Source organism: Stenotrophomonas sp. KH_052 (genome assembly GCF_057838755.1).
In genome coordinates this window covers 2,408,976-2,433,685 of sequence record NZ_CM174475.1, presented here as the reverse complement: position 1 = coordinate 2,433,685, position 24,710 = coordinate 2,408,976, and the positions used below count along the sequence as shown (strand labels likewise).

At 63.2% G+C, this 24,710-nt stretch carries 25 protein-coding genes and 2 pseudogenes; 21 read left to right on the top strand and 6 right to left on the bottom strand.

The annotated features are described in order from the left end of the window. The first annotated feature begins 1 nt into the window (after position 1). Positions 2-766: an adenylate/guanylate cyclase domain-containing protein gene (locus AC3ITW_RS11260; RefSeq protein ID WP_202908178.1), complete on the top strand. Its 765-nt coding sequence runs from the start codon at positions 2-4 to the stop codon at positions 764-766. Here AC3ITW_RS11260 and AC3ITW_RS11255 read toward each other — a convergent pair. Next, positions 702-1,130 carry a MerR family transcriptional regulator gene (locus AC3ITW_RS11255; protein WP_489390341.1) on the bottom strand — a complete coding sequence of 143 codons (429 nt, stop codon included), beginning with the start codon at positions 1,128-1,130 and terminating at the stop codon, positions 702-704. The two genes, AC3ITW_RS11260 and AC3ITW_RS11255, sit on opposite strands and share 65 nt — an antisense overlap. A 42-nt stretch (positions 1,131-1,172) precedes the next feature. Between AC3ITW_RS11255 and AC3ITW_RS11250 the strand changes: the two genes are divergently transcribed. Genes AC3ITW_RS11250 through AC3ITW_RS11240 form a run of 3 tightly spaced genes read left to right on the top strand, consistent with a single transcriptional unit; the run spans position 1,173 to position 2,045 of the window. Further along, on the top strand, positions 1,173-1,529 hold the full coding sequence (locus tag AC3ITW_RS11250; protein ID WP_087922546.1) for a mercuric transporter MerT family protein: 357 nt from the start codon (positions 1,173-1,175) through the stop codon (positions 1,527-1,529). A gap of 8 nt (positions 1,530-1,537) precedes the next feature. Then, positions 1,538-1,831, top strand: a complete 294-nt coding sequence (locus AC3ITW_RS11245; protein WP_087922547.1) for a heavy-metal-associated domain-containing protein — start codon at positions 1,538-1,540, stop codon at positions 1,829-1,831. Continuing rightward, positions 1,740-2,045 carry a GDCCVxC domain-containing (seleno)protein gene (locus AC3ITW_RS11240; RefSeq protein ID WP_428993282.1) on the top strand — a complete coding sequence of 102 codons (306 nt, stop codon included), beginning with the start codon at positions 1,740-1,742 and terminating at the stop codon, positions 2,043-2,045. The genes AC3ITW_RS11245 and AC3ITW_RS11240 overlap by 92 nt, the downstream gene beginning before the upstream one ends. A 6-nt stretch (positions 2,046-2,051) precedes the next feature. Here the strand turns inward: AC3ITW_RS11240 and AC3ITW_RS11235 are convergent, their stop codons facing one another. The 3 genes and pseudogenes from AC3ITW_RS11235 to merR form a co-directional block, all read right to left on the bottom strand. Beyond that, positions 2,052-5,012, bottom strand: coding sequence for a Tn3 family transposase (locus AC3ITW_RS11235; protein ID WP_087922549.1), 2,961 nt, complete (start codon positions 5,010-5,012; stop codon positions 2,052-2,054). A 19-nt stretch (positions 5,013-5,031) separates the two neighbouring features. Continuing rightward, positions 5,032-5,985: pseudogene (locus AC3ITW_RS11230) on the bottom strand (tyrosine-type recombinase/integrase); the annotation flags it as partial. 13 nt (positions 5,986-5,998) lie between these two features. Beyond that, positions 5,999-6,400, bottom strand: a complete 402-nt coding sequence (gene merR / locus AC3ITW_RS11225) for a mercury resistance transcriptional regulator MerR (RefSeq protein WP_087922550.1) — start codon at positions 6,398-6,400, stop codon at positions 5,999-6,001. A 326-nt stretch (positions 6,401-6,726) separates the two neighbouring features. On the opposite strand from merR, the gene merT reads away from it, so the two are divergent. From merT to merA, 4 genes are all read left to right on the top strand, one after another. Then, positions 6,727-7,077 carry a mercuric ion transporter MerT gene (gene merT / locus AC3ITW_RS11220; protein WP_087922551.1) on the top strand — a complete coding sequence of 117 codons (351 nt, stop codon included), beginning with the start codon at positions 6,727-6,729 and terminating at the stop codon, positions 7,075-7,077. A gap of 18 nt (positions 7,078-7,095) precedes the next feature. Then, on the top strand, positions 7,096-7,383 hold the full coding sequence (gene merP / locus AC3ITW_RS11215) for a mercury resistance system periplasmic binding protein MerP (RefSeq protein ID WP_087922552.1): 288 nt from the start codon (positions 7,096-7,098) through the stop codon (positions 7,381-7,383). Continuing rightward, positions 7,383-7,817 carry an organomercurial transporter MerC gene (merC, locus tag AC3ITW_RS11210; protein ID WP_087922553.1) on the top strand — a complete coding sequence of 145 codons (435 nt, stop codon included), beginning with the start codon at positions 7,383-7,385 and terminating at the stop codon, positions 7,815-7,817. The genes merP and merC overlap by 1 nt, the downstream gene beginning before the upstream one ends. Before the next feature lie 218 nt (positions 7,818-8,035). Beyond that, positions 8,036-9,763, top strand: a complete 1,728-nt coding sequence (gene merA, locus AC3ITW_RS11205; protein WP_087922554.1) for a mercury(II) reductase — start codon at positions 8,036-8,038, stop codon at positions 9,761-9,763. A gap of 190 nt (positions 9,764-9,953) precedes the next feature. On the opposite strand, the pseudogene AC3ITW_RS11200 reads toward merA, so the two are convergent. Together AC3ITW_RS11200 and AC3ITW_RS11195 are read right to left on the bottom strand one after the other, a co-directional pair. Then, positions 9,954-10,128, bottom strand: a pseudogene (locus AC3ITW_RS11200) (Tn3 family resolvase); the annotation flags it as partial. Then, a complete protein-coding gene (locus AC3ITW_RS11195) occupies positions 10,125-10,538 on the bottom strand; it encodes a MerR family transcriptional regulator (protein ID WP_046982964.1) in 414 nt (137 codons plus the stop codon). The gene AC3ITW_RS11195 and the pseudogene AC3ITW_RS11200, both read right to left, overlap by 4 nt. Before the next feature lie 186 nt (positions 10,539-10,724). Between AC3ITW_RS11195 and AC3ITW_RS11190 the strand changes: the two genes are divergently transcribed. The 13 genes from AC3ITW_RS11190 to AC3ITW_RS11130 all read left to right on the top strand — a co-directional run bounded on the left by AC3ITW_RS11190 (position 10,725) and on the right by AC3ITW_RS11130 (position 24,706). Then, entirely contained in the window at positions 10,725-11,252 is a 528-nt protein-coding gene (locus AC3ITW_RS11190; RefSeq protein WP_406753195.1) for a CopL family metal-binding regulatory protein, read from the top strand. Positions 11,253-11,357: 105 nt separating this feature from the next. Then, a complete protein-coding gene (locus AC3ITW_RS11185) occupies positions 11,358-13,196 on the top strand; it encodes a copper resistance system multicopper oxidase (RefSeq protein WP_046982963.1) in 1,839 nt (612 codons plus the stop codon). Positions 13,197-13,200: 4 nt separating this feature from the next. After that, on the top strand, positions 13,201-14,238 hold the full coding sequence (locus AC3ITW_RS11180) for a copper resistance protein B (protein WP_046982962.1): 1,038 nt from the start codon (positions 13,201-13,203) through the stop codon (positions 14,236-14,238). 11 nt (positions 14,239-14,249) lie between these two features. Next, entirely contained in the window at positions 14,250-15,113 is an 864-nt protein-coding gene (locus tag AC3ITW_RS11175; RefSeq protein WP_087922555.1) for a c-type cytochrome, read from the top strand. A gap of 21 nt (positions 15,114-15,134) precedes the next feature. After that, a complete protein-coding gene (locus AC3ITW_RS11170; protein WP_087922556.1) occupies positions 15,135-15,626 on the top strand; it encodes a YybH family protein in 492 nt (163 codons plus the stop codon). A 263-nt stretch (positions 15,627-15,889) separates the two neighbouring features. Beyond that, entirely contained in the window at positions 15,890-18,214 is a 2,325-nt protein-coding gene (locus AC3ITW_RS11165) for a heavy metal translocating P-type ATPase (RefSeq protein ID WP_198361089.1), read from the top strand. Positions 18,215-18,239: 25 nt separating this feature from the next. Beyond that, positions 18,240-18,599: a hypothetical protein gene (locus AC3ITW_RS11160; protein ID WP_087922558.1), complete on the top strand. Its 360-nt coding sequence runs from the start codon at positions 18,240-18,242 to the stop codon at positions 18,597-18,599. A 61-nt stretch (positions 18,600-18,660) separates the two neighbouring features. Beyond that, positions 18,661-19,134, top strand: coding sequence for a DUF305 domain-containing protein (locus AC3ITW_RS11155; protein ID WP_198361076.1), 474 nt, complete (start codon positions 18,661-18,663; stop codon positions 19,132-19,134). A gap of 337 nt (positions 19,135-19,471) precedes the next feature. Further along, positions 19,472-21,430: a cytochrome c/FTR1 family iron permease gene (locus tag AC3ITW_RS11150; protein WP_087922559.1), complete on the top strand. Its 1,959-nt coding sequence runs from the start codon at positions 19,472-19,474 to the stop codon at positions 21,428-21,430. Positions 21,431-21,454: 24 nt separating this feature from the next. Beyond that, on the top strand, positions 21,455-22,072 hold the full coding sequence (locus AC3ITW_RS11145; RefSeq protein WP_087922560.1) for a cation efflux transmembrane domain-containing protein: 618 nt from the start codon (positions 21,455-21,457) through the stop codon (positions 22,070-22,072). Next, positions 22,069-22,425, top strand: a complete 357-nt coding sequence (locus AC3ITW_RS11140; RefSeq protein WP_087922561.1) for a hypothetical protein — start codon at positions 22,069-22,071, stop codon at positions 22,423-22,425. Before AC3ITW_RS11145 ends, AC3ITW_RS11140 begins: the two co-directional genes overlap by 4 nt. Before the next feature lie 56 nt (positions 22,426-22,481). Further along, the gene (locus AC3ITW_RS11135; protein WP_087922562.1) at positions 22,482-23,762 is read left to right on the top strand and encodes a TolC family protein; all 1,281 of its coding nucleotides are present in this window, start codon (positions 22,482-22,484) and stop codon (positions 23,760-23,762) included. Continuing rightward, on the top strand, positions 23,759-24,706 hold the full coding sequence (locus AC3ITW_RS11130) for an efflux RND transporter periplasmic adaptor subunit (RefSeq protein ID WP_087922563.1): 948 nt from the start codon (positions 23,759-23,761) through the stop codon (positions 24,704-24,706). Before AC3ITW_RS11135 ends, AC3ITW_RS11130 begins: the two co-directional genes overlap by 4 nt. Positions 24,707-24,710 lie beyond the last annotated feature (4 nt).

Here is a 24,710-nt window from a genome sequence, read left to right as displayed (position 1 = left end):
CATGGCCTTGCTGGAAGAGATGACGGCGGCAGTGGAAGCGATTGCGCAAAGTAGGTGGTCAACTCGGCAAGGGCAGGTTGTGCCCGATCCTGAGGATCTGCGGCTGGGCAATGAGGCGGTCGAGTTCGATCGCGCCACCGTGCTGTACGCAGACCTCAAGGGTTCTACCAAGATGGTCGATGCCGAACATTGGTGGCTGAGCGCGGAGATCTACAAAGCGTTCCTGCATTGCGCCGCCACCATCATCAAGAAGGAGGGCGGCAAGATTACCTCCTACGACGGTGACCGCGTCATGGGTATCTGGGTCGGTGACCGGCAAGCCACGCCAGCAGCCAAGGCAGGGTTGAAAATCAACTACGCGGTCAAGAATATCGTCGTGCCGGCACTGCGGTGCCAGTATCCGCACTGGGCCGGCACCGTGAAGCAGGTGGTCGGAATCGACAGCAGTACAATCCGCGCTGCGCGCACCGGGGTGCGCGGCGGTAATGACATCGTATGGGTGGGGCGCGCTGCCAATCACGCTGCTAAGCTGACCGAGCTGGACCTGGAACCGTCCACGTGGATTACCGACGAGGTGTTCACCCGGCTGGCGGATGAGTCAAAGTACGGTGGCGCGCCGCCGGCGTTGATGTGGAAGCCCTACACCTGGAACCAGCAGGGCAATCGCCGCATTCATGGTTCCAACTGGACGTGGAAGGGGTTCAGCCGAGATACGTGTAAAAATGCCCCACGGAATTCAAATAATTCCTTTGGCACAACAACTTAGCCGATATTTTTCTTCTCGGCCGGTTGCGCCAGCAGATCGAGCGTCGGGCACGGCGCGCCGGTAGCTCGTCCAGACGCCGGCGCACCTCGGCCAATTTCAGTTCGGTCAGCTGCCGCGTCTGCTCGCAGGCGCGCTGGCCTTTGACCTCCAGCAGCCCCGCTATCTCGTCGAGACTGAATCCCATCGCCTGTGCTCGACGGATGAACTGAAGTCGGCCGACTTCGTTGAGGCCGTACCGGCGCACGCTGCCCATTGGGCGCTCAGGCTCCGGCAGCAGGCCTCGCCGCTGGTAATAACGGACCGTCTCGACGTGCACACCAGCGGCTGCGGCCAGCCGGCTGATCGTCATTACGTGGGTGACCATCGGCTTGACTCCGTACTTAGGTACGGAGATTAACATGCGGATATGGCCCAACGTCCCCCACAGTCCTCCTTACCTGCCCTTTTGGGCGCCGCGATCGCGGCGATTGGCGCGTCCGTGTGTTGTGTCGTGCCTCTGGTGCTGGTCCTGATGGGCATCAGCGGTGCCTGGATCGTCAATCTCACCGCCCTGGACGCGTGGCGTCCTTGGTTCAGCGCGGCCACGTTGGTGTGCCTGGCCTGGGCGTTCTGGATGCTCTATGGCCCAACCTCGCGCTGCCGCATCGACGGCATCTGCGTCGATCCCACGCAATTGCGACGCCGGCGGCGCTGGCTGTGGTTCGCCACCGCCCTGATCGCGCTGCTGCTGCTCTTTCCTTACTACATCGGCTGGTTCCTGTAGGAGTCCCCATGCGCAAGATCCTTCTCAGTTTGGTATTCACGGCATGGATGGGCCTGGCTTGGGCGGCGACTCCAAAGCAGGTTGTCCTGCAGGTGGAAAACATGACCTGCCCAGCGTGTCGCATCACGATCGAAAAAGCGTTGGACACAGTGCCAGGGGTGACGGCGAAGCATATTGATACCCAAGCCGGCACCGTGACGGTGGCATTTGATGCCGAGCGCACCAACGCGGCGGCCATCGCGAAGGCCATCACCGACGCCGGTTTTCCAGCCACGGCCAAGGCGGGCGCGAACGGTGGCTGAGGTGCAATTGCAAAGCACGCTCACGTGTCCTGCATGCGAGCACCAGGCGACCGAAACCATGCCCACCACGGCATGCCAATTCTTCTACGAGTGCCCGGCTTGCCACACCCTGCTGCGCCCCAAGGCCGGCGATTGCTGCGTATTCTGTTCCTACGGCACGGTGCCGTGCCCGCCCATCCAGCAACATAGTCCCTGCTGCGGCAATACAGGTTGATCCGCGCTACGCCGCCAGGGCCAGCTCGATTTCGTACGGTTCCGGCAGAGCATCCACATCGATCAGGTAATCACCGAAGCGCTTCACGTGGCTGGTCACGTAGGGACTGAGTGCAGCCACGTCTTCCTGAGTGATCTTCCAACCTGCTCGCATCAGCGTCTTGATGATGCGGGTCTGCTCGACCACGTTGTGGAAGATAACGGCATTGGCGACCAGGTCGTTGTACTTGACTGCCTTCTCCTGTTCGAGCGGATCGTTGTCGGCGATCACGCCCTCTCCGCCGAAGAAGAAATACTTGGAGAACCCGTTATAGGCTTCGACCTTATTGGTGGAGGCTGTGATCTGCTCGCGCAACTCCCGGTCGGAAATGTATTGCAGCAGGAACAACGTGCGCACTGCGGCACCGAGTGCCCGGAAAGCCTGGTACAGCCGATTCTTGCGGCTGTAGTTGCCCAGTTTGCGCAGCAGCGTCGAGGCGGCGATCTTGCCGGACTTGATCGACAACACCACCTGCATCAGATCCTTCCAGTGGGTCTCGATTAGGTCCCAGTCCATGTCCTCCCGGAACAGCGCATCGATGTGCTCGTAGCGGCTGTCCTCGTCCGGACGGAAGAACCGGTAATCGCGCCAGTTGCGGATGCGCGGCATCAGCTGGATGCCCAGCAGGTGCGATAGGCCGAAGACCGGCAGCGACTGACCCTGGGTATCGGCGTGAACGGTGTCGGGTTGGATGTCGGAGGTGTTCTTCAGCAGCCCGTCGATGATGTACACCGCTTCCCAGACGCCGCACGGAATGAAGTGACTGAACAGCGCCACATAGGTGTCCGAGACGTGGTGATAGGCGATGCCGCCATAGCCTCCGTAGCGGATGTGATACGACGCCAGCAGGTTCTGGTCGTACGAGTCGTACTTGGTACCGTCGGCCGCGGCACGCTTGCCATCGCCCCAGAATTTGGGAAGCTGCAGGCCGGCGTAACTGTTGATGATGTCGCGGCAGGCCGCTGCCAGCTTGTTCGCATCCACGTGACGGCGATTGACGAACGACAACATGTGCGCGGATGCGGCGCCACGCAGATGCCGTGCCGCCTGGGCCGGGCCGAGGTTGCACCCATAGGTGAACGCCGTCAGCACGTAGCGCTCGGTGGGCTGGTCGATCTTGGTGTCGGACCCGGACAGCGGTCCGAAATGTCGCGGCCAGCGGGTCCAATGGGCCACGTCGCACAGGATCTCGATGACGCTGCGCTCACGCAGGCGGCCGAGGATCGCGGTCTCCAGGGCGCGGGCGCCGCTGCTCATGTCCTTGGCCTTGTGGCGCTTGAGCACCGGTAACCCGTCGTCGCCGATGATCACCTGGCCGTTCTCCAAGTACCCCTGATCGGTCAGGTCCGCGACTTGCATCAGCTTGGACTGCAAGGCATTGACGAATCCCACCGCAGAGGGCGGCAAGCCCACCTGGCGACAGTAGTCGTCCAGCAGCGGTTCGCATTGCTCCCAGGGCAGCAGCTGCTCGCGGTAATCGGCGTAGGTTTCCGACCCGCGCACGGCCACGTCACCAGACTTCAGTTCGTTGGCCAGTGAAGAGAACACGCACACCTCGAACAGACGGCGGCGAATGCGCTCCTCGCCCTGCTCGGTACGATGGGTGATCGTCTTCCGCCAAAGCTGGGTCGTGAATGCCAGGTCGACCGGTTCGTCGAGCCAGTCGCCGCGGGCGCGCTCCTGCGACAGGATTAGCTCGATCGCATCGATCAACGAGCGGTCTTCGGTGGTGGACTCCAGGTCCAGCATGCGCACCATGCGCAGGATGGTGGCGCGGTGGCTCTTGTAGAACGGCCACAGCAGCGGCAGATGATTGTCGCCGCTGTGGGCGGCGATGGCATCGCAATCGGCCTGCAGGGTCTGAACGCCCCCGCGCGTGCTGACCAGGCGGCGAATTTCCCGCCCGGCATCGGTGTCGCCAGGGTGACGGTCGAGCACCTGGATCACATCCGACATCGTGGCGACGATGGCCTCGGTCTTCTCACGATAGCGCGCACGCAGCCGCTCTAGCTCCTCCTTGCCGCGGTTGTGGAGGTTGCCCATGCGTTTGATGAACATCTCGGCCAGGTCGTCACGGGTTTGCACCCGGGCGCGATGGATCAGACACAACAGGAGTGCGTGTCGCTTGGCCGGACCGAAGTCGCGCAACTCGGCGGCGTCCAGCACCCGGGCCTCGGCGGCGAAGTGCTTGCGCTTGAGCTCGGGTACGTCCGCCAGATGCAACTCGCTGCCGACCAGTTCGTCCAACGCCGCGATATGGTCGATCAATTCCTGGAAGTGCTGTAGCGACGAGCGTTTGGGCAAGCGCTTGATTGCTTGCAACGGGCTCTTGATGCGGGCATCGGTGACGACCAGCAGATCGTCCAGCCGTTGTTTCTCGTCCGCCGTCAGCCGCGCGCCGATGAGGGTGAAGTAACGGCCATTGACCAGGGTGCGAATCCGGCGCCCTAGGCGATCCAGCGCGGAAAACGCAGGCAGTTCGATGCGGTCGCGGACAAGCTGTTCGATCGCCACGTTGATCAGGTCGGCCGGATTGTCCATGACGGCGGCGGCCTCATGGATGGCACGGGCCGCCACGTCGAGGCCGCCGTCGGCATAAGCACGCACCTGCAGATAATCCCGGATGCGCTGGAAATAGCGGTAGCGCTTGTTCGGCGCGATGTCGGCGGGCTTGATCTGGACCCGGTACCGCAGCGCGTTACGGAGGTGCCGAACGACCGCGGTGGGCACTTCATCGATTGCGGGAAAATAGCCCAGCCGCTGGAAGGATTTCAGCAGAAGGGCCAAGGTCAATCGGTGGCCCGGTTGCCGAGCGTTGTCGGCGATGAAGGTCAGTTCGGCGTCGGTCGGCGTGTAGGCGGCGACCAGTTCCCGGACGACGGGGTTGCGCTTGAATTGCGGGTACGCAGTCCGTTCGATCGACGCCATTGAAGCCTCATTTCGGTCAGGGAGTGGGTAACGCCGGCAGTGGCAGGCTCGCCTCGATGCGCTGGCGCGCAAACGGATCGCCGCCATCGAGGTAGCGCATGGCCGAGTGCACGTCGCGCCAGCCGACGTACTCCATTAGTGCCTTCACGTCCCAGCCGTTCGCGTTGGCCCAGCCGGCGAAACCGCGGCGCAGGGAGTGGCTGCTGTATTCTTCGGCATTCGGCAGTCCGGCGCTTGTCAGCAGGCGGCGGAGCATGGGGATCAAGCTGTTTGGGTGCAGCGCGTCCTCCGCGACGTGGCCCCAACGGTCGATGCCACGGAACAGCGAGCCTTCGGTCAGTGCGGCTGCTTCGGCCCACTCCCAGGTCGCCTTGACGGGACACAGCCGTGACAGCGCCGGCACCTTGTACGTGGCGCCCTGCGCCTGCCGATCGCCCTTACTGCGTGGCAGGAAACAGGTCATGCCTTCGCCGGGCACGAGATGCAGGTGCTCGACCTGCACGCGGATCAGCTCGTCACCGCGAAACCCGCGCCAGAAGCCGAGCAACACGAAAGCACGATCGCGCTGGTGGCGTAATTCGTCCGCCCTGGCGCCGCGGTCCCGTGCCGTCATGATCGCGCCTGTGAGCCAACTGTCCACTTGCGCCAGCCGGGAAAGCTGCAGTGGTTCGGCCTGCTTTTCCACCGACGGATGCAGCGTCTGGATGCCCCTGAGCACCTTGCGCACCAACGGTGCCCGGGTCGGATCGACGAAGCCATGCTCGCGATGCCAGCCTGCCAAGGCCGCGAGCCGGTGTCGAAGGGTATTGGTGGAGAGCTGGCCCGCGTGATCGGCCAGGTAGCGGGCCACACTGTCCGGCGTTGCCGGCAGGTGGCCCCCCCATTCGACCTCGAAATGCCGCAGCGCGGAGGCATAGCTGCGCTGCGTGTTCGCGCGGGTCGCGGCGTCGAGATAGCGGTCCAGGTTCGCCATGCCGGTTCGCCCCTTAGTGCATTGCGGCAATCAGCGGGCACGACACCTGGCCGTGATGCGTATTGCACGCGACCACCAGTTGGGACAGCGCCTTTTCCATGCGCCGCAGGTCCGCCAGGCGAATGCGCACATCGGCCAGTCGCAACGCCGCGAGTTCGGCCGCTTCGTGGCAATGGGTGCCGTCGTCCAGCTTGAGCAACTGCGCGACCTCGTCGAGGCTGAAGCCCAACCGCTGGGCCGATTTCACGAACTTCACTCGCGCCACTTCCGTTGGACCGTAGCGGCGGATGCCGCCGTAGGGCTTCTTCGGTTCGAGCAGCAACCCTTTGCGCTGATAGAACCGGATCGTCTCGACATTGACGCCGGCTGCCTTGGCGAAGGCGCCGATGGTCAGGTTTTCCGGGTTGTTGTCCATGCCGCTCGATCCCGTACTTGACTACGGAAGTAGTTTACGGCCGTTCGGCCCGATCGGAGAAGCCCATGCCCGCCTCCGTTGGTTTCTACTCTGCTGTGCTGGTGTGTGCCGGGCCATCCTGCAGGTCGGCTGTGGTTGCCTCGCCCGTACTGCCCGGCTAGACAACCCACCATCGAGCGCACCTGGCTGCATCGTCGTGGTGACGTGACCCTCGCCACGCTGCTGCATGCAGACTCGGCCCAGCCCCCGAGCAGGGGGCGCTTGACCCCGTACTGAAGTACGGCAGTAAAGTGCAAGCTCAACACAGATGAATCAACGACATTTCGATGAAAAACACTAAAACGGGTGCCGCGGCCCTGCTCGCCGGTGGCGTCACCGCGATTCTGGCCTCGGCGTGCTGCCTCGGCCCATTGGTACTGGTGACCTTGGGATTTAGCGGGGCGTGGCTGGGCAGCCTCGCGGCGCTCGAACCCTACCGTCCGCTCTTCATCGGTGCGGCCCTGGTCGCAATGGTCTTTGCCTGGCGCCGTATCTACCGGCCGGCCGGGACCTGCGCGCCGGGCGAAGTCTGCGCGGTGCCCCGGGTCAGGACGGCCTACAAAGTGTTGTTCTGGATCGTCGCGGCCTTGATTCTGCTGGCACTGACGTTCCCCTACCTCGCACCGTTGTTCTACTGACATCCGGAGGATCCGCACATGAAGAAACTCGCCGCCGTTCTCGTCCTGGGCCTCGCGTTCACCGCACCAGCCTGGGCCGCCCTCAAGACCGTGACGCTTGCCGTGCCGGGCATGACCTGCGCGACCTGCCCGATCACCGTCAAGCGGGGACTGAGCAAAGTCGAAGGCGTGACCAAGATCGAGGTCAGCTACGAATCGAAGGAAGCCGTTGTGACCTTCGATGACGCCAAGACCTCCCTCAAGGCGCTCACCGACGCGACGACCAACGTGGGCTATCCGTCCACCGTCAAGCGGAAGTCGCCCTGATGCGCGCCACCCGTCCCGGTTCCGTCACTCGTGCGGCCGACAAGGCAGGCGTCGTTGGTTCCATCGTGACGGCGATTGGCTGCGCAGGATGCTTTCCCGCCCTCGGCAGCTTGGGCGCCGCTATCGGCTTGGGCTTCCTGAGCCAATACGAAGGGCTGTTCATCCGCTACCTGCTGCCACTATTTGCCGGCATTGCGCTCCTGGCCAACGTGATCAGTTGGCGTCGTCACGGGCAATGGTTCCGGGGCGCGCTGAGCGTGACAGGCCCACTCCTCGTGTTGGCCGCGGTGTTCGTGATGCGGATATTGGATCAGCGCAGCGGCTATCTGCTGTATCCCGGCTTGGTGCTGATGGTTGCGGTTGCGATCTGGGATCTGATTTCCCGGCCACGCAAGGCCGGCGCCACGACCGATGACAAGACAGAGTGCTGTTAACCCGACCATGAGGCGTTGCGGTACATGAAGGCGTGGCTGCGTTCGAAGAAAGACGATCTCTATGCGATCGGGATCATCGTCGGCATCGCGCTCCTGCTGATCGTGGCTGCGCCGTATTGCTGCTGAAGCAAGGGCGCCTCCGCGCCATGGCAGGCGGCCCTCCCGTTGCACCGAGCACAGACGCCGCTGCCTCATCCCCACTGGAAGTTAGGAACACCATGAACGAACGCATCTTGAACGTGACCGGCATGACCTGCGCGGATTGCGCCCATCACATCGAGAAGGCGCTGCAAGCCGTGTCGGAACTCGCGGAGGTCACGGTCAGTTATCCCAAGCGGGAAGTCCGCATTCGCAGCACGCAACCGCTGACGCTGGTGCGGTTGAACGAGGCCTTGCCCCGCAACTACCGACTGGTGGAGCCTGCAGTGGCTGAGGCCACGACCACCGCCGCCACGAGGCCCTCGACCGTGGGCAAAGTCCTGGGCGCCTTGGGCGGTCTGCTCAAGCAGCCGCGCAACACGTCCAACGACGCTTCGGGAGAGTCACCGGCGCCCCTTCGGATCGCCGTCATCGGCAGCGGCGGTGCCGCCATGGCTGCGGCGATCAAGGCGGCGGAATCCGGGGCCCAGGTCACGCTCATCGAACGCGGCACCATTGGTGGCACCTGCGTCAACGTCGGCTGTGTGCCCTCGAAGATCATGATCCGCGCCGCGCACGTCGCGCACGTGCGGCGGACCAGCTCCTTCGACACTGGCATCGCGGCCTGCGCGCCCGCCATCGACCGGACCCGCTTGTTCGCCCAACAGCAGGCCCGCGTCGACGAGCTGCGTCAGGCGAAGTACGAAACCATCCTGGAAGTGAACCCGAATATCGAACTGGTACGGGGCGAAGCGCGTTTCAAGGACGGCCACCATCTGACCGTGAACCTGACTGACGGCGGCGAACGCGAAGTCGCATTCGACCGTTGCCTGGTCGCGACCGGCGCCAGCGCGGCGGTGCCACCGATCCCGGGTCTCAAGGACACGCCGTATTGGACTTCGACCGAAGCGCTGGCCAGCGACACGATTCCCGCGAGGCTGGCCGTCATCGGCTCGTCGGTGGTGGCGGTGGAGCTGGCGCAGGCCTTCGCCCGACTGGGCAGCCAGGTCACGATCCTGGCACGCAGCGCGCTGTTCTTCCACGAAGATCCGGCGGTCGGCGAAGCCGTGACGGAGGCCTTCCGTGCCGAGGGCATCGAGGTGCTGGAGCAGACCCAGGCCAGTCAGGTGTCCTACCGGGACGGCGCGTTCGTCCTTGCCACCAACCACGGCGAGCTGCGCGCCGAGCGACTGCTCATTGCCACCGGGCGCTCGCCCAACACGCGCAGTATGGCGCTGGAGAACACCGGTGTAACGCTGGATGAGCGCGATGCCATCGTGGTCGATCGGACCATGCGCACCAGCGCCACAGACATCTACGCCGCCGGCGACTGCACCAGCCAGCCGCAGTTCGTCTACGTGGCCGCCGCCGCCGGCACCCGTGCGGCGATCAACATGACCGGTGGTACGGCGGCATTGGACCTCGACACCATGCCAGCGGTGGTGTTCACCGATCCGCAGGTGGCCACCGTCGGCTATAGCGAGGCGGAAGCGCATCACGACGGGATCGAGACCGACAGCCGCACCCTCACGCTCGACAACGTGCCGCGAGCGCTCGTCAACTTCGACACGCGCGGCTTCATCAAGCTGGTCGCCGAGACCAGCACCGGCCGCCTTATAGGCGTGCAGGCGGTCGCGCCAGAAGCGGGCGAGATCATCCAGACCGCGGCGCTCGCGATCCGGGCACGAATGACGGTGCAGGATTTGGCCGACCAGTTGTTCCCCTACCTGACGATGGTCGAGGGACTGAAGCTCGCCGCGCAAACCTTCGTCAAGGACGTGAAACAGCTGTCGTGCTGCGCAGGCTAGTTGCCGACACCGATTGAGATGAACGCCTACACGATTTCCAGACTGGCCGAAGACGTGGATTGATAGTGCCATGCTCACATCGCAGCTTGGCCAAACAAGCGGAATGCCAGCCTGGCGCGCGGTCCAAAGGAATCGTTCGAGATCCCTGGCGAGCTTAGCCATCGAAGGGCGGAACAGACCGCCCTTCGGGCATCCCTGCTGGTCGCCAAGGTCTGCGCATAAGCGGCCAGGTACCGGGCCACGCTGTCAGGTGTCGCTGGGAGGTGGCCCTGCCACTCGACTTCAAAGTGCCGCAGCGCCGACGCATAGGTGCGCCCCGTGTTCTGGCGCGTGGCCGCATCGAGGTAGCGGTCCAGTTCGGTCACTGGCGCGTGGCCTCCACGGAGGTCGGCTGGCGCAGGGTCGACAGGATGGTGCATTCGGCCCGCTGGCCGCCATTGCAACTGGCAATCACCCGTTCCAGCTCGCTGGCCATGCGCTGCAGATCGGCCATGCGTGCGCGAACGTCGACCAGATGGCTGCGGGCCAGCCGATCCACGTCCCCGCACGAAAGCTCCTCATCGCCGGCCAGCTGCAGCAGGCTACGGACCTCCTCCAGGCTGAAGCCTAGGTCCCGGCCGCGCGCAATGAAGCGCAGCCGCTCGATGTCTGCCGGGCCATAGACCCGGTAGCCATTGCCCGAGCGCCCCGGGCGCGGCAGCAGGCCGATCCGCTCGTAATAGCGGATCGTCTCCAGGTGGCACCCGCTGGCGTCGGCGGCCTCACTGATCTTCATTCGTACGCTTGACTCCGTAGTAACTACGGACTTTACCCTCACTGGCGCTGCCATACCAGCGGCGTGGCTATGGCAGTGATCGGCAGCATTTGTCGGCTGGATGGTCCATTCCGGTGCCCTGCTGGCCATTGCCGTGGAAATGTTTCGGCCTGCTTGTGATCAAGGCAGCAGGCGAGATCTTGGGTGATGGGCCGTCAAGCACGTGGCTTGGTCCGCGCCTCAACCTGCACTGAGGTTCCAATTAGGGCTTGCATCCCGCCATCACAACAATCGGGTATCCTTTGCCGAATGTGGCATCCCATCCTCTTTCGTGTTGTGCTGGCTCTAGCCCTCATCCTGAATGGGACGAGTTCGGCTGCGTCTTCCGTGCACATGATGGGTTCGGCCTTCCATACGCAAGGCGCCAGCGAAGCGATATCAGTGGCACTGGCTAATGAAGATCCAGCTTGCGCACAGCACCATATTGCCGCGGCAAAGGGGCACAGCCAGGAAGTGAAATCGCCCCAGGCGCCACGCCATCGTGGCGACCACACCGCGTCAGACTGCTGCAAGTTGAGTGCCTGCCGCTGCGCATGCGTACAGGCCTGTGCGTCTATTCCTGTTGTATTCGCACTAGTGCCAATGGATGTGGTGCGTGACCCAGTCCAGCGCTTTCTGGCCGTCGGTCGTCCATCGCCGGCGCTGCCTCATCTGATCCGACCTCCCATCGGCTAATTGCTTCAGGTGCCTAAGGCGCCTTGATAGAGCATGTCGTCCCCTTATTGGGGAAGAGCGTTTCTGTGCCCGCCGCGCGGGCATCCTCGATGCTTGGAGTGTCCCATGTCTTTCGATCCCGTCGATGACCGGCGAAGCGTATCGCGTCGCCGTTTTGTTCAGGGTCTTGCTGCCGGTGGCGCATTTGCTGGGCTCGGCCTCTGGCCAAAATCAAGCTGGGCCCTGAAGGGGGCCGGCCAGCTCAATGTCCTTAGTGGGACCGAGTTTGACCTGACGATCGGCGAAACTCCGGTGAACTTCACCGGACGCGCCCGTTCGGCAATCACGGTGAACGGGTCGCTGCCTGCACCGCTTCTGCGCTGGCGTGAAGGTACTACGGTCAATCTGCGGGTGGCCAACGCATTGCCTGTCGGGTCCATTCACGGTAGTGAGACCTCTATCCACTGGCATGGGATTTTGTTGCCAGCCAACATGGACGGCGTCCCAGGCCTGAGCTTCCACGGCATCAACCGTGGTGATGCCTATCACTACCGCTTTACGGTTCAGCAAGGCGGAACTTATTGGTACCACAGTCATTCAGGCACTCAGGAACAGGCAGGTCTATACGGCCCGCTGGTGATAGATCCGATCGAACCGGAACCCTTTGCCTTCGACCGCGACTACGTGGTGATGCTCAGTGATTGGACCGACCTGAGCGGCGACGCGCTGTTTGCGCGATTGAAAAAAATGGCCGACCACGACAATTACTACAAGCGCACCGTAGGCGACTTCCTCCGCGATGCCCAACAAGACGGTCTTAAGGCAACGTTGGCCGACCGTCGCATGTGGGGCTCGATGAGGATGACGCCCACTGATCTTTCAGATGTGAATGCCAACACCTACACGTACTTGATGAACGGCACAACCGCGCTGGGCAATTGGACCGGCCTGTTCCGTTCCGGCGAGAAGGTACGGTTGCGCTTCATCAATGGCTCTGCAATGACGTATTTCGACGTCCGCATTCCTGGCCTGAAGATGACGGTGGTCGCCGCTGACGGCCAGTATGTGCACCCGGTGACGGTCGACGAGTTCCGCATCGCGGTAGCCGAAACCTTCGATGTGATCGTAGAGCCTAGCGGCCAGGATGCCTTCACCATATTCGCTCAGGACTCAGGGCGAACCGGTCATGTCAGCGGCACCCTTGCCGTCCGCGAAGGCCTGCGAGCACCGGTGCCAGAGCTCGATCCGCGCCCGATCCTGACCATGGCGGACATGGGCATGGCGCACGGAGCCATGGCCGAAATGAACAGCGGTAGCGGCGACAAGAAGATGTCTGACACTACGGACGATCCCCATGCCGGGCACGACATGGGGGGGATGCAGAGCCATGCAATGGCCGGCATGGACATGTCCACGGGAAGCATGGATATGGGCGGCGATATGCAGTCGCACCCCGTTGGAGAGGCCGGCAACCCATTGGTTGATAACCAGGCAATGAAGCCGACCTCTCGCTTAGACGATCCAGGCAACGGCCTGCGTGGAAATGGTCGCAAGGTGCTGTCTTATTCGATGCTCCGAAGTGCTTTTGAGGATCCTGACGGCCGAGATCCGGGCCGCGACATCGAGCTGCACCTCACCGGGCATATGGAGAAATTCGCCTGGTCGTTCAATGGGGTCAAATTCTCGGCCGCCGAACCACTGCGATTGAACTACGGTGAACGCCTGCGCATCGTGTTGGTCAATGACACGATGATGGCCCATCCAATCCACTTGCACGGCATGTGGAGCGACGTGGAGGACGATCAGGGCAACTTCATGGTTCGCAAGCACACCGTAGATATGCCCCCCGGTAGCAGACGCAGTTATCGAGTGCGAGCTGATGCGCTGGGCAGTTGGGCCTACCACTGCCATCTGCTGTTTCACATGGAAGCCGGCATGATGCGCGCCGTGCGGGTGGAGGAATAACCTGATGAAAAACCAGATGAAGCCGACGAGGTCGGCATTCACCCTGCTCATCGCGGTTGCATTGGCATCACCCGCGTTCGGACAGACCATGGATCACTCGAAAATTTCCATGACAATGCCCGAGGCGCCTAAACCCGAGCCCCAAGCTGACGCGTCCAAGACGTCTGGCCCAAATGCATCCAAGCGCGGCACTGATCACTCGGGCATGCAGCACGAGACGCCTGAGCCAAAAGGCATGGATCATGATATGTCGTCCATGCAAGAAGGCGACATGGCCACTGACGCCATGGACCATTCAAAGATGGTCCACGATGCTCCGTCCTCGACCATGCCACGCACACCAATCCCTGTTGTCACCGACGTCGATCGTGCTGCAGCGGTGGCGCCTTCGGAGGGGCACGCCACGGGTGACAACGCGATCCACAGCTATATGTTGCTGGACCGCTTGGAGGCCTGGGATGCAGATCCAGGGACCGGACTTGCGTGGGAAGGTCAGGGCTGGATCGGTACCGACCTCAACCGTCTCTGGTTGCGCAGCGAGGGTGAACGCAGCGATGGGCGCACTGAGGCAGCAGACCTTGAGCTGCTCTACGGGCGAAGCATAGCCACCTGGTGGGACTTGGTGGCTGGTGTGCGCCAGGACTTCAAGCCAGGACGGGCACAAACATTCGCAGCCATAGGCGTGCAGGGTCTTGCTCCGCAGAAGTTCGAGGTCGAGGCAACAGCCTATTTTGGGGAGCGCGGCCAGTTTGGGGCACGCTTCGAGGCCGAGTACGAACTACTTCTCACCAATCGCCTGATTCTTCAACCCATGGTCGGAATCGAGGCGTACGGGAAGAACGACCCGGCGCGCGGCATCGGCGCAGGACTCAGTACCGCCGAGTTTGGATTGCGTCTTCGGTACGAGTTCACCCGCAAATTTGCGCCGTACATTGGCCTGGTTCACGAGCGCGCCTTGGGCAACACAGCCGACTTGCGTCGTAACGAATTGGAAAGCGCTGACGATACTCGCATTGTCGTCGGTCTACGCACTTGGTTCTGAAGAGATAATTCATGACAACCACCGCTAACAAAAAGACTCTGCTTATTACCGGTATCGCGCTCGCCGTTCTGGCTATCGGCGCCGCCGGTGTTGTGTACTCCGGAATCTATAATGTGGCTGCCGACGATCCACACACGCGCCCCGTCTATGCCCTGCTGGAGGCGGCGCGGAAGCAGTCGATTTCAGCACGGGCCACCAAGCTGGAGGTGCCTGCAGATCTGAATGATCCAGAGCGAATCCGGCAGGGCGCGGGAAACTACAACGCGATGTGTACCGGCTGTCATTTGTCACCTGGCGCCGCAGAGACCGAGCTGAGCAAAGGCCTGTACCCGTCCCCGCCGAACCTGACCAAGGAGACCATTGATGCAGCCGAGGCGTTCTGGGTCATCAAGCATGGTGTCAAGGCCAGTGGCATGCCTGCTTGGGGCAAAAGCATGGGCGATGACTACATCTGGAACATGGCCGCATTCCTGCAGGAACTGCCGAAGCTCGACAAGACGCAGTACGACGCGCTTGTAGGTAGTAGCGGAGGTCATTCTCACGGGGGCGGTGAAACCGGCGGGCACGCCCATGCGGACGGAGGCAAGGACCACCACGATGAAGCCGAGGCCGATCACCATGGTGAAGGTGAAGCACATCCGGAAGGGGCGCACGCGGAAGGCCACGGCATGACCGCCCAGGAAAGTGCAGGCAAGGCTGACGCTCCTGCAGCACCAACCCACGTCCATGCCGATGGCAAGTCCCACACCCATTCTCCGCAGGCACCGACAACGCCGACAGCATCTGACCCCTCTAAGAATCCGCACGATGGCATGTCCATGCAGGGTACGGAATCGTCCCAATCGGCTGATGACGGCCATAACCATAAACATTGACCCACTGAACTGGAGCTACGCATGACTATGCGATTGATGAGGAGCTTGAGCCTGCTTCTGCTAGTGGCGATCCCAGGCCTTTTGCATGCGCATGAGGGGAAGAATTCGACAACAGCGACCACTGCCATTGCGCCCGAAGCACAGCCAGCAGTAGCTATCGTCGAGCAATTCTCTACAGCCCTGCAGACCGGTGACCTTGACCGGGCCGGGGCCTTCCTGGTCGATGATGTTTTGATCCTCGAGAACGGTGGCGCCGAGCGCTCTCGCAAGGAATACCTGGATGGTCACGCTACACACGATGCAGCGTTTCTGAAGACCGCCCATGTGGAAGTTCTCCGGCGCACCGCCCACGCGCGAGGCGATCTAGCCTGGGTCGGTAGCGAAAGTGAACTGCACGCGACGAAAGATGGGAAGCCGATGGCGTTGCTGAGCACCGAAACCATGGTGCTTGAGCGTACTTCGCAGGGCTGGCGAATCGCCCATATCCACTGGTCCTCCAGGCCCAAGCGCTAACGGACCTGTCACAAAGTGCGGAGTTTACTGACCAAGGAGGCTGGCGCTTGCAGCGGACCCAAGCGCCTCGTTGAACGTGGTCTGGTTGAGACTGCGGCAACCTGCGGTCCAATTCTGAAATCCGTCGGAGAAATGCAGTCATGAATCCGCACGACCCTCATCACCACCATACGGGTGTGGCATCGCGGGGCGACACCCAATCCAAGTCTGCAACCGGCCGCGCGCCCGGCGCTCCGGCAATGGTTGTTGACCCGGTCTGCGAGATGCAGATCGATCCGCAGACCGCGGTACATCATGCCACCCACAACGGCATGGACTATCACTTCTGTTCGGCCCGCTGCCGACAGCGCTTCACGGCCGATCCAGGCACATACTTGTCACCCGAAGTTTCCAAGGCCAGCATCGATGAGGAGCTCGTGCCGGCGGGCGCGATCTACACCTGCCCCATGCACCCGCAGATTCGCCAGGACCACCCGGGGACGTGCCCGATCTGCGGCATGGCATTGGAACCGGAGATGCCGGGCCTGGACGACGAAGAGAATCCTGAGCTGCGTAATTTCTCCCGACGTTTCTGGTGGACATTGCCACTGACGCTGGTGGTACTTGTCTTGGCCATGTTCGGGCCAGGTCTGGGCATCCTCACTGTCAGATCACGGACCTGGCTGGAATTTGCTCTGAGTACCCCGGTAGTCCTGTGGGCAGCGTGGCCCTTCTTCGAACGATGCGTGCAGTCGATCCGCAACCGCAGCCCGAATATGTGGACCCTGATCGGCATTGGCGTCGGGGCCTCCTTCCTCTATAGCGTGGTAGCGACCATAGCTCCAGGCCTGTTCCCGGTGTCGTTCCGCGAGCACGGTCGAGTGGGGGTCTATTTTGAGGCGGCTGCGGTCATCGTATCCCTGACTCTGGTCGGCCAAATCCTCGAACTGCGAGCACGCTCCAAGACGTCGGCGGCGATCAAAGCGCTGTTGGGGTTGGCCCCCAAGACCGCTCGGCGGGTGAAGGCGGACGGCAGCGAAGAAGACATTCCGCTCGAACACGTCCACGTGGGCGACCGCTTGCGCGTTCGCCCCGGAGAGAAGGTGCCGGTGGACGGCACTGTGGATGAAGGTCGCTCAAGCATCGACGAGTCAATGCTGACTGGTGAGCCTATTCCGGTTGAGAAGATGCCGGGGGAGCGTGTCATTGGCGCCACTCTCAATGGCACCGGCAGCCTGATCGTCCGTGCCGACCAAGTAGGCTCCAGCACCGTGCTGGCGCAGATCGTGCAACTCGTTGCCCAGGCGCAGCGCTCGCGTGCGCCCATGCAGCGCATGGCGGACAAAGTTGCGTACTGGTTCGTATTGGCCGTGCTGGGTGCAGCCGTGCTGACTTTGCTTGTCTGGGGCCTGTTCGGACCGGAGCCATCATGGACCTATGCGGTGCTCAATGCCGTGTCGGTACTGATCATTGCCTGTCCCTGTGCACTGGGCCTGGCCACGCCCATGTCGATCATGGTTGCCACGGGGCGTGCGGCCCAGGCAGGTGTGCTGTTCCGCGACGCACAGGCCATAGAACAACTGCGCACTATCGACACCCTGATCGTTGACAAAACAGGCACCCTGACCGAAGGGCGCCCCGCATTCAGGGATTCTATTTCTGCCGCCGGATACGATGGCGACACGCTGCTGCGCTTTGCTGGCAGCCTTGAGCAGGGCAGCGAGCACCCGTTGGCCGAGGCGATTTTGACCGAAGCCCGGCGGCGCGGTCTGGCCTTGTCCGCAACGGACGATTTCGCATCCATCACCGGTCAAGGTGTGCGTGGCCGTGTTGATGGCCACATGATTGCACTGGGCAATCAGGCGCTGATGGAAGCGACTGGTGCAGACATTGCGCCCGTGCTTGAACCCGCCGAGAACCTGCGCAAGGAGGGGGCAAGCGTGATGTACCTCGCTGTTGACGGGCGACTGGCTGGCGCGATCGCTGTCGCAGATCCAATCAAGCCCACCACATCGGCGGCGCTGGACGCGCTGCGTGCCGAGGGCCTGATGTTGGTCATGGCCTCGGGTGATGCACTGGCAACAGCCGCAGCGGTGGGGCGCACGCTCGGCATCGAGGATGTGCGAGGCGGAGTGCGTCCGCAGGACAAGGTCGCGCTGGTGAAGCAAATGCGGGCGCAAGGCCGCCGCGTAGCAATGGCCGGCGACGGAATAAACGATGCGCCCGCGCTGGCTGCAGCCGATGTCGGTATTGCGATGGGCACTGGGACTGACGTGGCAATGTCCAGTGCACAGGTAACGTTGGTCAAGGGAGACCTGCGCAGGATCGTGCAGGCGCGAGCCATCTCCACTGCAGCTGTCGCCAACATGAAGCAGAACCTGGGTTTCGCCTTCATCTACAACGCTATCGGGGTGCCAATCGCAGCCGGAGCGCTGTACCCGACTTTTGGGCTACTGCTCAGCCCAATGATCGCCGCCCTGGCGATGAGCCTCAGCTCGGTTTCAGTGGTGACCAACGCGTTGCGGTTGGCGAGAACCAGCACCCCTGAGCTCCCTTCACCCGATGACCGCCACGCTGAGCCGGTGCGCGGTACATCCTCTCATCACTGACGGCTCTTTTCTCCTAGGATTTCCCATGAAACGCGTTGCCCCACTTTCCCTGCTGACACTCTCCTTGATTGCCGGTCCCACCATGGCCGCGGATCAATCCACTCCTCCCCCAACGACCCAACCCAAAACCGAACACAGCCAGATGCAGCACGACCAGATGGACCACAGCAAGATGATGGACCACAACGATAAAGAACAACATAGCGGTCATGGCCAACAGGATGCGGCACCCGGCGAATTCACTGCGCTGGACGCGAACAGGGATGGCAAACTCTCGAAGGCGGAGATGGCCAAGCACAAACTCGCGCCGCATTTCGGCATGCTTGACCTCGACAAGAACGGCTCCTTGAGTTCGGCAGAATTTGCAGCTGGCAAGACCATGTAGTTATTGACGCGCGCAGGGGAGAAAAATCGCCCCTGCGCCGCCCTCAATCAGGAGCAATTCGATGTCGAATCACCCTCCTTCCATGAACCATCGAAGCCACTACGCCCGCCTGATCGTCATGATGGTGCTTTCGTTCTTGGTGATGTACGCATTCATGTACGCAATGGTGGATCGTTGGGAGAATGTCTACGGAAACGTCAACCAGTTCTACATGGCAGGATTGATGGCTTCTCCGATGTTGCTCATCGAAATTGTGCTGATGTCCACCATGTATCCGAATCGTAGGTGGAACGTCCTGCTTTGCCTCGGCGCATTGTTCTTCATGGCCGCATGTTGGATTGGCATCCGCGAGCAGGCAGCCGTCAGCGACCGTCAATTCATACGGTCAATGATCCCCCATCATGCCGGCGCAATCTTGATGTGCGAGCAAACAAACCTAAGTGATCCTGAACTCCAGGCGCTATGCAACGAAATCGTCGACTCTCAACGTGCTGAAATCGCGCAGATGAAGGCGCTACTTGGGGAAGAGATCTAGCCGGTTATTCAGGGCAACGCTTGAACATGGACCGGCTGCATATCTCGCCCAAAACCCGCTATGTGCCGTGAGTTCGCTAGGTGGAACCTCAGCTCCCCGACGCCCAAGCGCAGCCGCCGATGTAGGCAGGCGCATACGGCGGTAGCGCCTGCCCGAGCGTGCAGACGCTGCAGTGGGACGATCTGCTCGTAGTAGCGGATGATCGACAGATGTCCCTTGCTGGTGTCGGCAGCCTCACTAGTTTCATTCGTAGTACGCTTGACTCCGTAGCGGCTACGGACTTTACGCTGTACCCGTACCCGCCGCCACTCCGGCAGCGCCGCCGCGTGTGACGACAATGCCACTGCCCATCGCCTTGATTCGCTACTGCCTGATTGCCTTGCTGATCGGCTGGGTTTTGCCCGCTTCCGCTCAGGCGGAGCCCGCCGCAGCAGACCTGCGCCAAACGTGGCAGATGCTCGATTACATCGCGGTCGACTACCCCGGCGCGGTCCAGGCCGGCCGCGTTATTGCCCCCAGTGAATACGCCGAAATGCGCGAGTTTGCGGGCGCGGTGCGCAGTCAGCTGGCAGCATTGCCCGGTGGCCAGAACCAGCACGAGTTGACGGCCCAGGCCGAACTCCTGGTCCAGGCAGTCGCAGAGAAGGCCGACCCTACGCAAGTGGCAACGTTGGCGCGCGGGCTCGGCACGGCGCTGTTGGCTCGCTACCCGATCGGCGCTGTTCCGGCGAGCCCGCCGAGGACCTCCCAGGCCGCGTCCATCTACAGCCAGCATTGCGCGGCCTGCCACGGCCCCACAGGTCACGGTGATGGCCCCACCGCGCAAGCGTTAAGGCCGCCGCCGATCGCGTTCACCGATGCCACTCGCGCCGCGCAGCGCACCCCGCTTTCGTTGTACGAGGTCATTTCCCAGGGTGTGCCGGGTACCGGCATGGTCAGCTTCTCTGGGCTATCAGAAAGTGATCGCTGGGCGTTGGCATTCTATGTGGGCAGCTTGGGGTACTCCTCGCAAGCCAAGGCTCAAGGTGAGGCGTTATGGCGCACCAGTGCCGAGGCCCATACGCACATTCCCTCGCTCGAAGCGCTGACACGCACGCGAGAGGCCGATCTTGCCACCACGATGCCCGCCGATCAGGCAAACGCGATCATCGCCTACCTGCGTTCGCAGCCACAGGCTGTTAACGAAGCGGCACCAGGAGCCGATCGCTTTGCGGTGGCGCGGCAGCGACTGGCCGCCAGCCAGCGCGCTTACGCTGCTGAGGACCTGGCCCAAGCCAAAAAGCTTGCGCTCTCGTCCTATCTTGATGGTGTAGAGCCACTTGAGCCGACGCTGGCCACGCGCAATCCGTCATTGCTGCGAGAGATCGAAACGGCCATGGCAGGCTACCGCGCGCAGCTGGATCAGCACGCCCCGGCGGCTGACGTGGCCGTGCAGGCGGCGCAAATTGCCCAGCTGTTTGATCGGGCGGACGTGGCGCTGCAGGACACCCGAATAGAGGCCAGTACCGCGTTTCTGGGCAGCTTTACCATCCTGGTACGCGAAGGACTGGAAGCGCTGCTGATCGTGATTGGCATCGTGGCATTCTTGCGTAAAGCCGAGCGGTCGGATGTGTTGCCGTATGTGCATGCGGGTTGGATCTGCGCGTTGTTGGCAGGCGCAGCGACCTGGGCAGTGGCCACTTACTTCGTCGATATCAGCGGTGCGAACCGGGAGGTCACTGAGGGCGTCTCGGCCTTGTTCGCTGCCGCTGTCCTGCTCAGCGTAGGCATCTGGATGCACCAAAAGAGCCTTGCAGGACGGTGGCAGGAGTACCTGCACGCCAAGCTGACGACTGCGCTGACACGGCGCTCGGCTGTTTTGCTGTTCATGCTGGCCTTTGTCGCGGTGTACCGCGAGGTGTTTGAGTCGATCTTGTTCTACATCGCGATGTGGAGCGATCAGGCGTCCACCGCCATCCTCGCAGGCTTGGTGGCGGGAATCGCGGTGTTGGCTGCGGTGGCGTATTGGATGCTGCGCATGAGCAGGCGGCTGCCGATTGGCCGGTTCTTTTCGATCAGCTCGATTCTCATCGCGGTGATGGCGGTCATCCTGATCGGTAAAGGCGTGGCCGCGTTGCAGGAAGCGGGCTGGATATCTCAAACACCGCTCGCGTTGCCGCGCATCGAATGGATCGGCCTGTATCCCACCTGGCAGTCGCTGCTGGCGCAGGTATTGGTAGGCACCGCCGCCATCGTGGGGTTCCTCGCCAATGCCCGTTCCGGTGTACGCAGGCGACCAGGCGCAAACAAGCAATGAAACAACACAGCAGAGGACCATGACATGAGTGATTGCGGGTGCCACCACGAAGCCAAGAACAAGGAGGAGCGGCGCATCCTCTGGATCGCCTTGGTGCTGAATGCAGCGATGGCCGTGATCGGCGGCATTGCCGGCTGGATTGCCCATTCCACCGGCCTGCTGGCCGACGCCCTGGACATGCTGTCCGACGCCACTGCCTATGCCATTGGCCTGGTCGCCATCGGGCGCACAGCCCGCTTCAAGGCCAATGCCGCGTGGGTCAGCGGCAGCGTACTGCTGGTACTGGGGGTGGGCGTGTTGGTCGAGGTCGGCCGTCGCGTAATGTTCGGCGCCGAGCCGGTCAGTGGCTGGATGATCGGGACCGCCCTGCTGTCGCTGGTGGTCAATATGACCGTGCTGCGCATGCTGGCGCCGCTGAAGTCCGGCGAAGTGCATCTGCGAGCCACCTGGCTGTTCACCCGGGCTGATGTGGTCGCCAATGTTGGCGTGGTCCTGGCCGGCCTGCTGGTCTGGTGGCTGGCCAGTCCGTTCCCGGATTTCGTGATCGGCGCCCTGATCGGCCTGTACGTGATCAAGGAGGCCTTCGAGATCTTGGGTGATGCCCGCCGGGCACGTGCCGACGCGCGCAAGACGGCTGCATGACCAGGCTTGGCTGGCTGGGTTCTGGCCTGCGCTGGCTCCTGCTGGCGCACTTGGCCGTGGGTCTGGTGGCGCAGCCGGTGCTGGCAATGGTCGGCGAGCTACATGTTCAAACCCATCTGGCCACTGCCGACCGCGGCCCGGCAGTGTCGCCGCCAGCTGCCGAGCGTGGCATAGACGTTGCCCTGCACCGGCTTCAGCAGCTGGTGCTGTGTTGCGGCCAAGCCGTGCCGGCCCCTGAGATCCTGCTGGCCGTGGCGGACATCGGCCGGTATTTGCCCGTACTGAACGCCGATACGCCGACGTATCCGCACGCACACCCGATTGCGCCATTCCGACCGCCGATCGCAGGGTGAGGTCGGCCGGCATGCGCCGGGCCCCTGTCGATATCGAGAACCTTCGGAGTACTTCCATGCATGTGCGATTGGCGGCTATAGCCGCATGGCTGCTGTTGGGCGGCGCGGTGACGACGCCGGCGGCGGCCGCCGAGTTGATGACCTTGGAAGACGCGTTCGCGCGCGTGGCCCAAACCCACCCCGAGCTGCGCCTGGTCGATGCGCGGGCCACCGTGCTCGCTGCCGAGCGCGATCAGGCGGTGCAGCGCCCACCGTGGACGGTCGGTGCCGAGGTCGAAAATGCCTTAGGCACGGGCGCGGCCCGTGGCCTGGACAGCGCGGAGTTGACCTTGAGCCTGAGCTCGGTCCTGGAGCGCGGCGGCAAGCTCGACGCCCGCCGCACCTTGGCCCAAAGCCGGATTGATGCACTGGCCGTGCAGCGCGAGACCGGGCGGCTGGACCTGCTCGCCGAGACGGCGCAGCGCTATTTGGCCGTTGTCGGTGCCGACCGGCAACGCAGCTTGGCGGACATGGATGTTGGCCAGCGCCAGCGAACCGTGGCCGCTGCCCGGCAGCGCCTGCAGGCTGGCGCGTCGCCCGAGTCGGTGCTGCTGACCGCGCAGGCGGCGCTGGCGCGCGCAGAGTTGACCCGTGATCGCGCCGAGCAGCAGCGAATCGCCGCCCGTCAGCACCTGGCCGCACTGTGGGGCGAACGGGCTCCCGGCTTCGAGGTGGCGGCGGCCGATCCCATGGCCTTGCCGGCGATCGCGTCTATGCAGACGCTGGCCGAGGAATTGGAGCGCACTCCCGAGTTGGCGCAGTTTGCCGACGCCGGCCGGATCGCGCAGGCACGACTGCAGCTGGTGCGTTCGGCGGCCTCACCGGACCTGTCCTGGCAGCTCGGCGTGCGCCGCCTGCAGGAGACCGACGACACCGCGCTGGTGGCCAGCCTGTCCATGCCGCTGGGCAGCCGCAGCCGCGCACAGCCGGGGATCCGCGCGGGCGAAGCCGAGCTGGAGGTTCTGACGATCGAACGCGAGGCCAAGGGCCTGTCGCTGTATTCCACGCTGGTTGAGGCCCATGGCCGCTATACGGTGGCGCAGGCCGAGGTGGCACGGCTGCAAGGCGAGGTGCTGCCGAAGCTGACCCGGGCTGAGCAAGCCGCCGAGCGCGCCTATCGCGCCGGCGCGATCAGCTACCTGGAATGGGCACAGTTGCAGTCCGAACGCACGGCCATGGCCCAGCAGCAGCTGGACGTGGCGCTCGATGCGCAGCGCGCCCTGATCGAAATTCAACGACTGACCGGCCAGGCGTTTGTAACGCCGCCGTCGGCCGCATCCATTGGAGAAACCCCATGAATCGCTTTTCCTGGACCGCACTGGGCATGGCCCTGATGCTGGCCGCCTGCAACGCGTCGGCCCCCAACGAAGCCTCCGAGAGCGGCGCCGCCGCTGAGGGCGAAGAACACGGCGAGCACGAGGAGGCGCCGCTGGAAACCAAGATTGCCGCCAAGGCGGCGCAGGCGGCGGGTATCCAGGTCGCACCGGCAGGCCCCGGTGAGATTGCCGATGAGCATGAGGTGCAAGGGCTGCTGACACCGATCGACGGGCGCATCGCGCAGGTCACGGCACGCTTCCCCGGACCGGTCCGCTCCGTGCGAGCGGGCGTGGGTGATCAGGTCCGGGCCGGCCAGGCACTGGCCACCGTGGAGAGCAACCTGAGCCTGACGACCTATACCGTCACCGCGCCGATCAGTGGCGTGGTCATGGCGCGTACGGCCGCTGTGGGCATGGCAGCCGTTGAGGGCGCGCCGCTGTTCGAGGTCGCCGACCTGTCCACGCTGTGGGTGGACCTGCACATCTTCGGCGCCGACGCCCAGCACATCGGTGCTGGCGTGCCGGTGACGGTTACCCGCTTGAGCGATGGCGTCACCGCACAGACCACCTTGGAGCGCGTCCTGCCCGGCACCGCCACCGCCAGCCAAAGCACCATTGCGCGCGCTACGGTGGCCAACACCGATGGCCTGTGGCGGCCGGGGTCGGCGGTCAAGGCGCGGGTCACCGTGGATCGCCAATCGGCCGCGTTGGTGGTGCCGATCACGGCGCTGCAGACCGCAGAGGACCAGGACGTGGTCTACGTGCAGCAGGGCGAAACCTACCACACCCGGCCGGTAAAGCTGGGGCGCCGCGATGCCGAACGCGCCGAAGTGCTGGAAGGCCTCAAGGCCGGTGAACAGGTGGTGGTGGCCCAAAGCTTCCTGATCAAGGCCGACATCGAAAAGTCCACCGTGGAAGAGGAATGAGGCC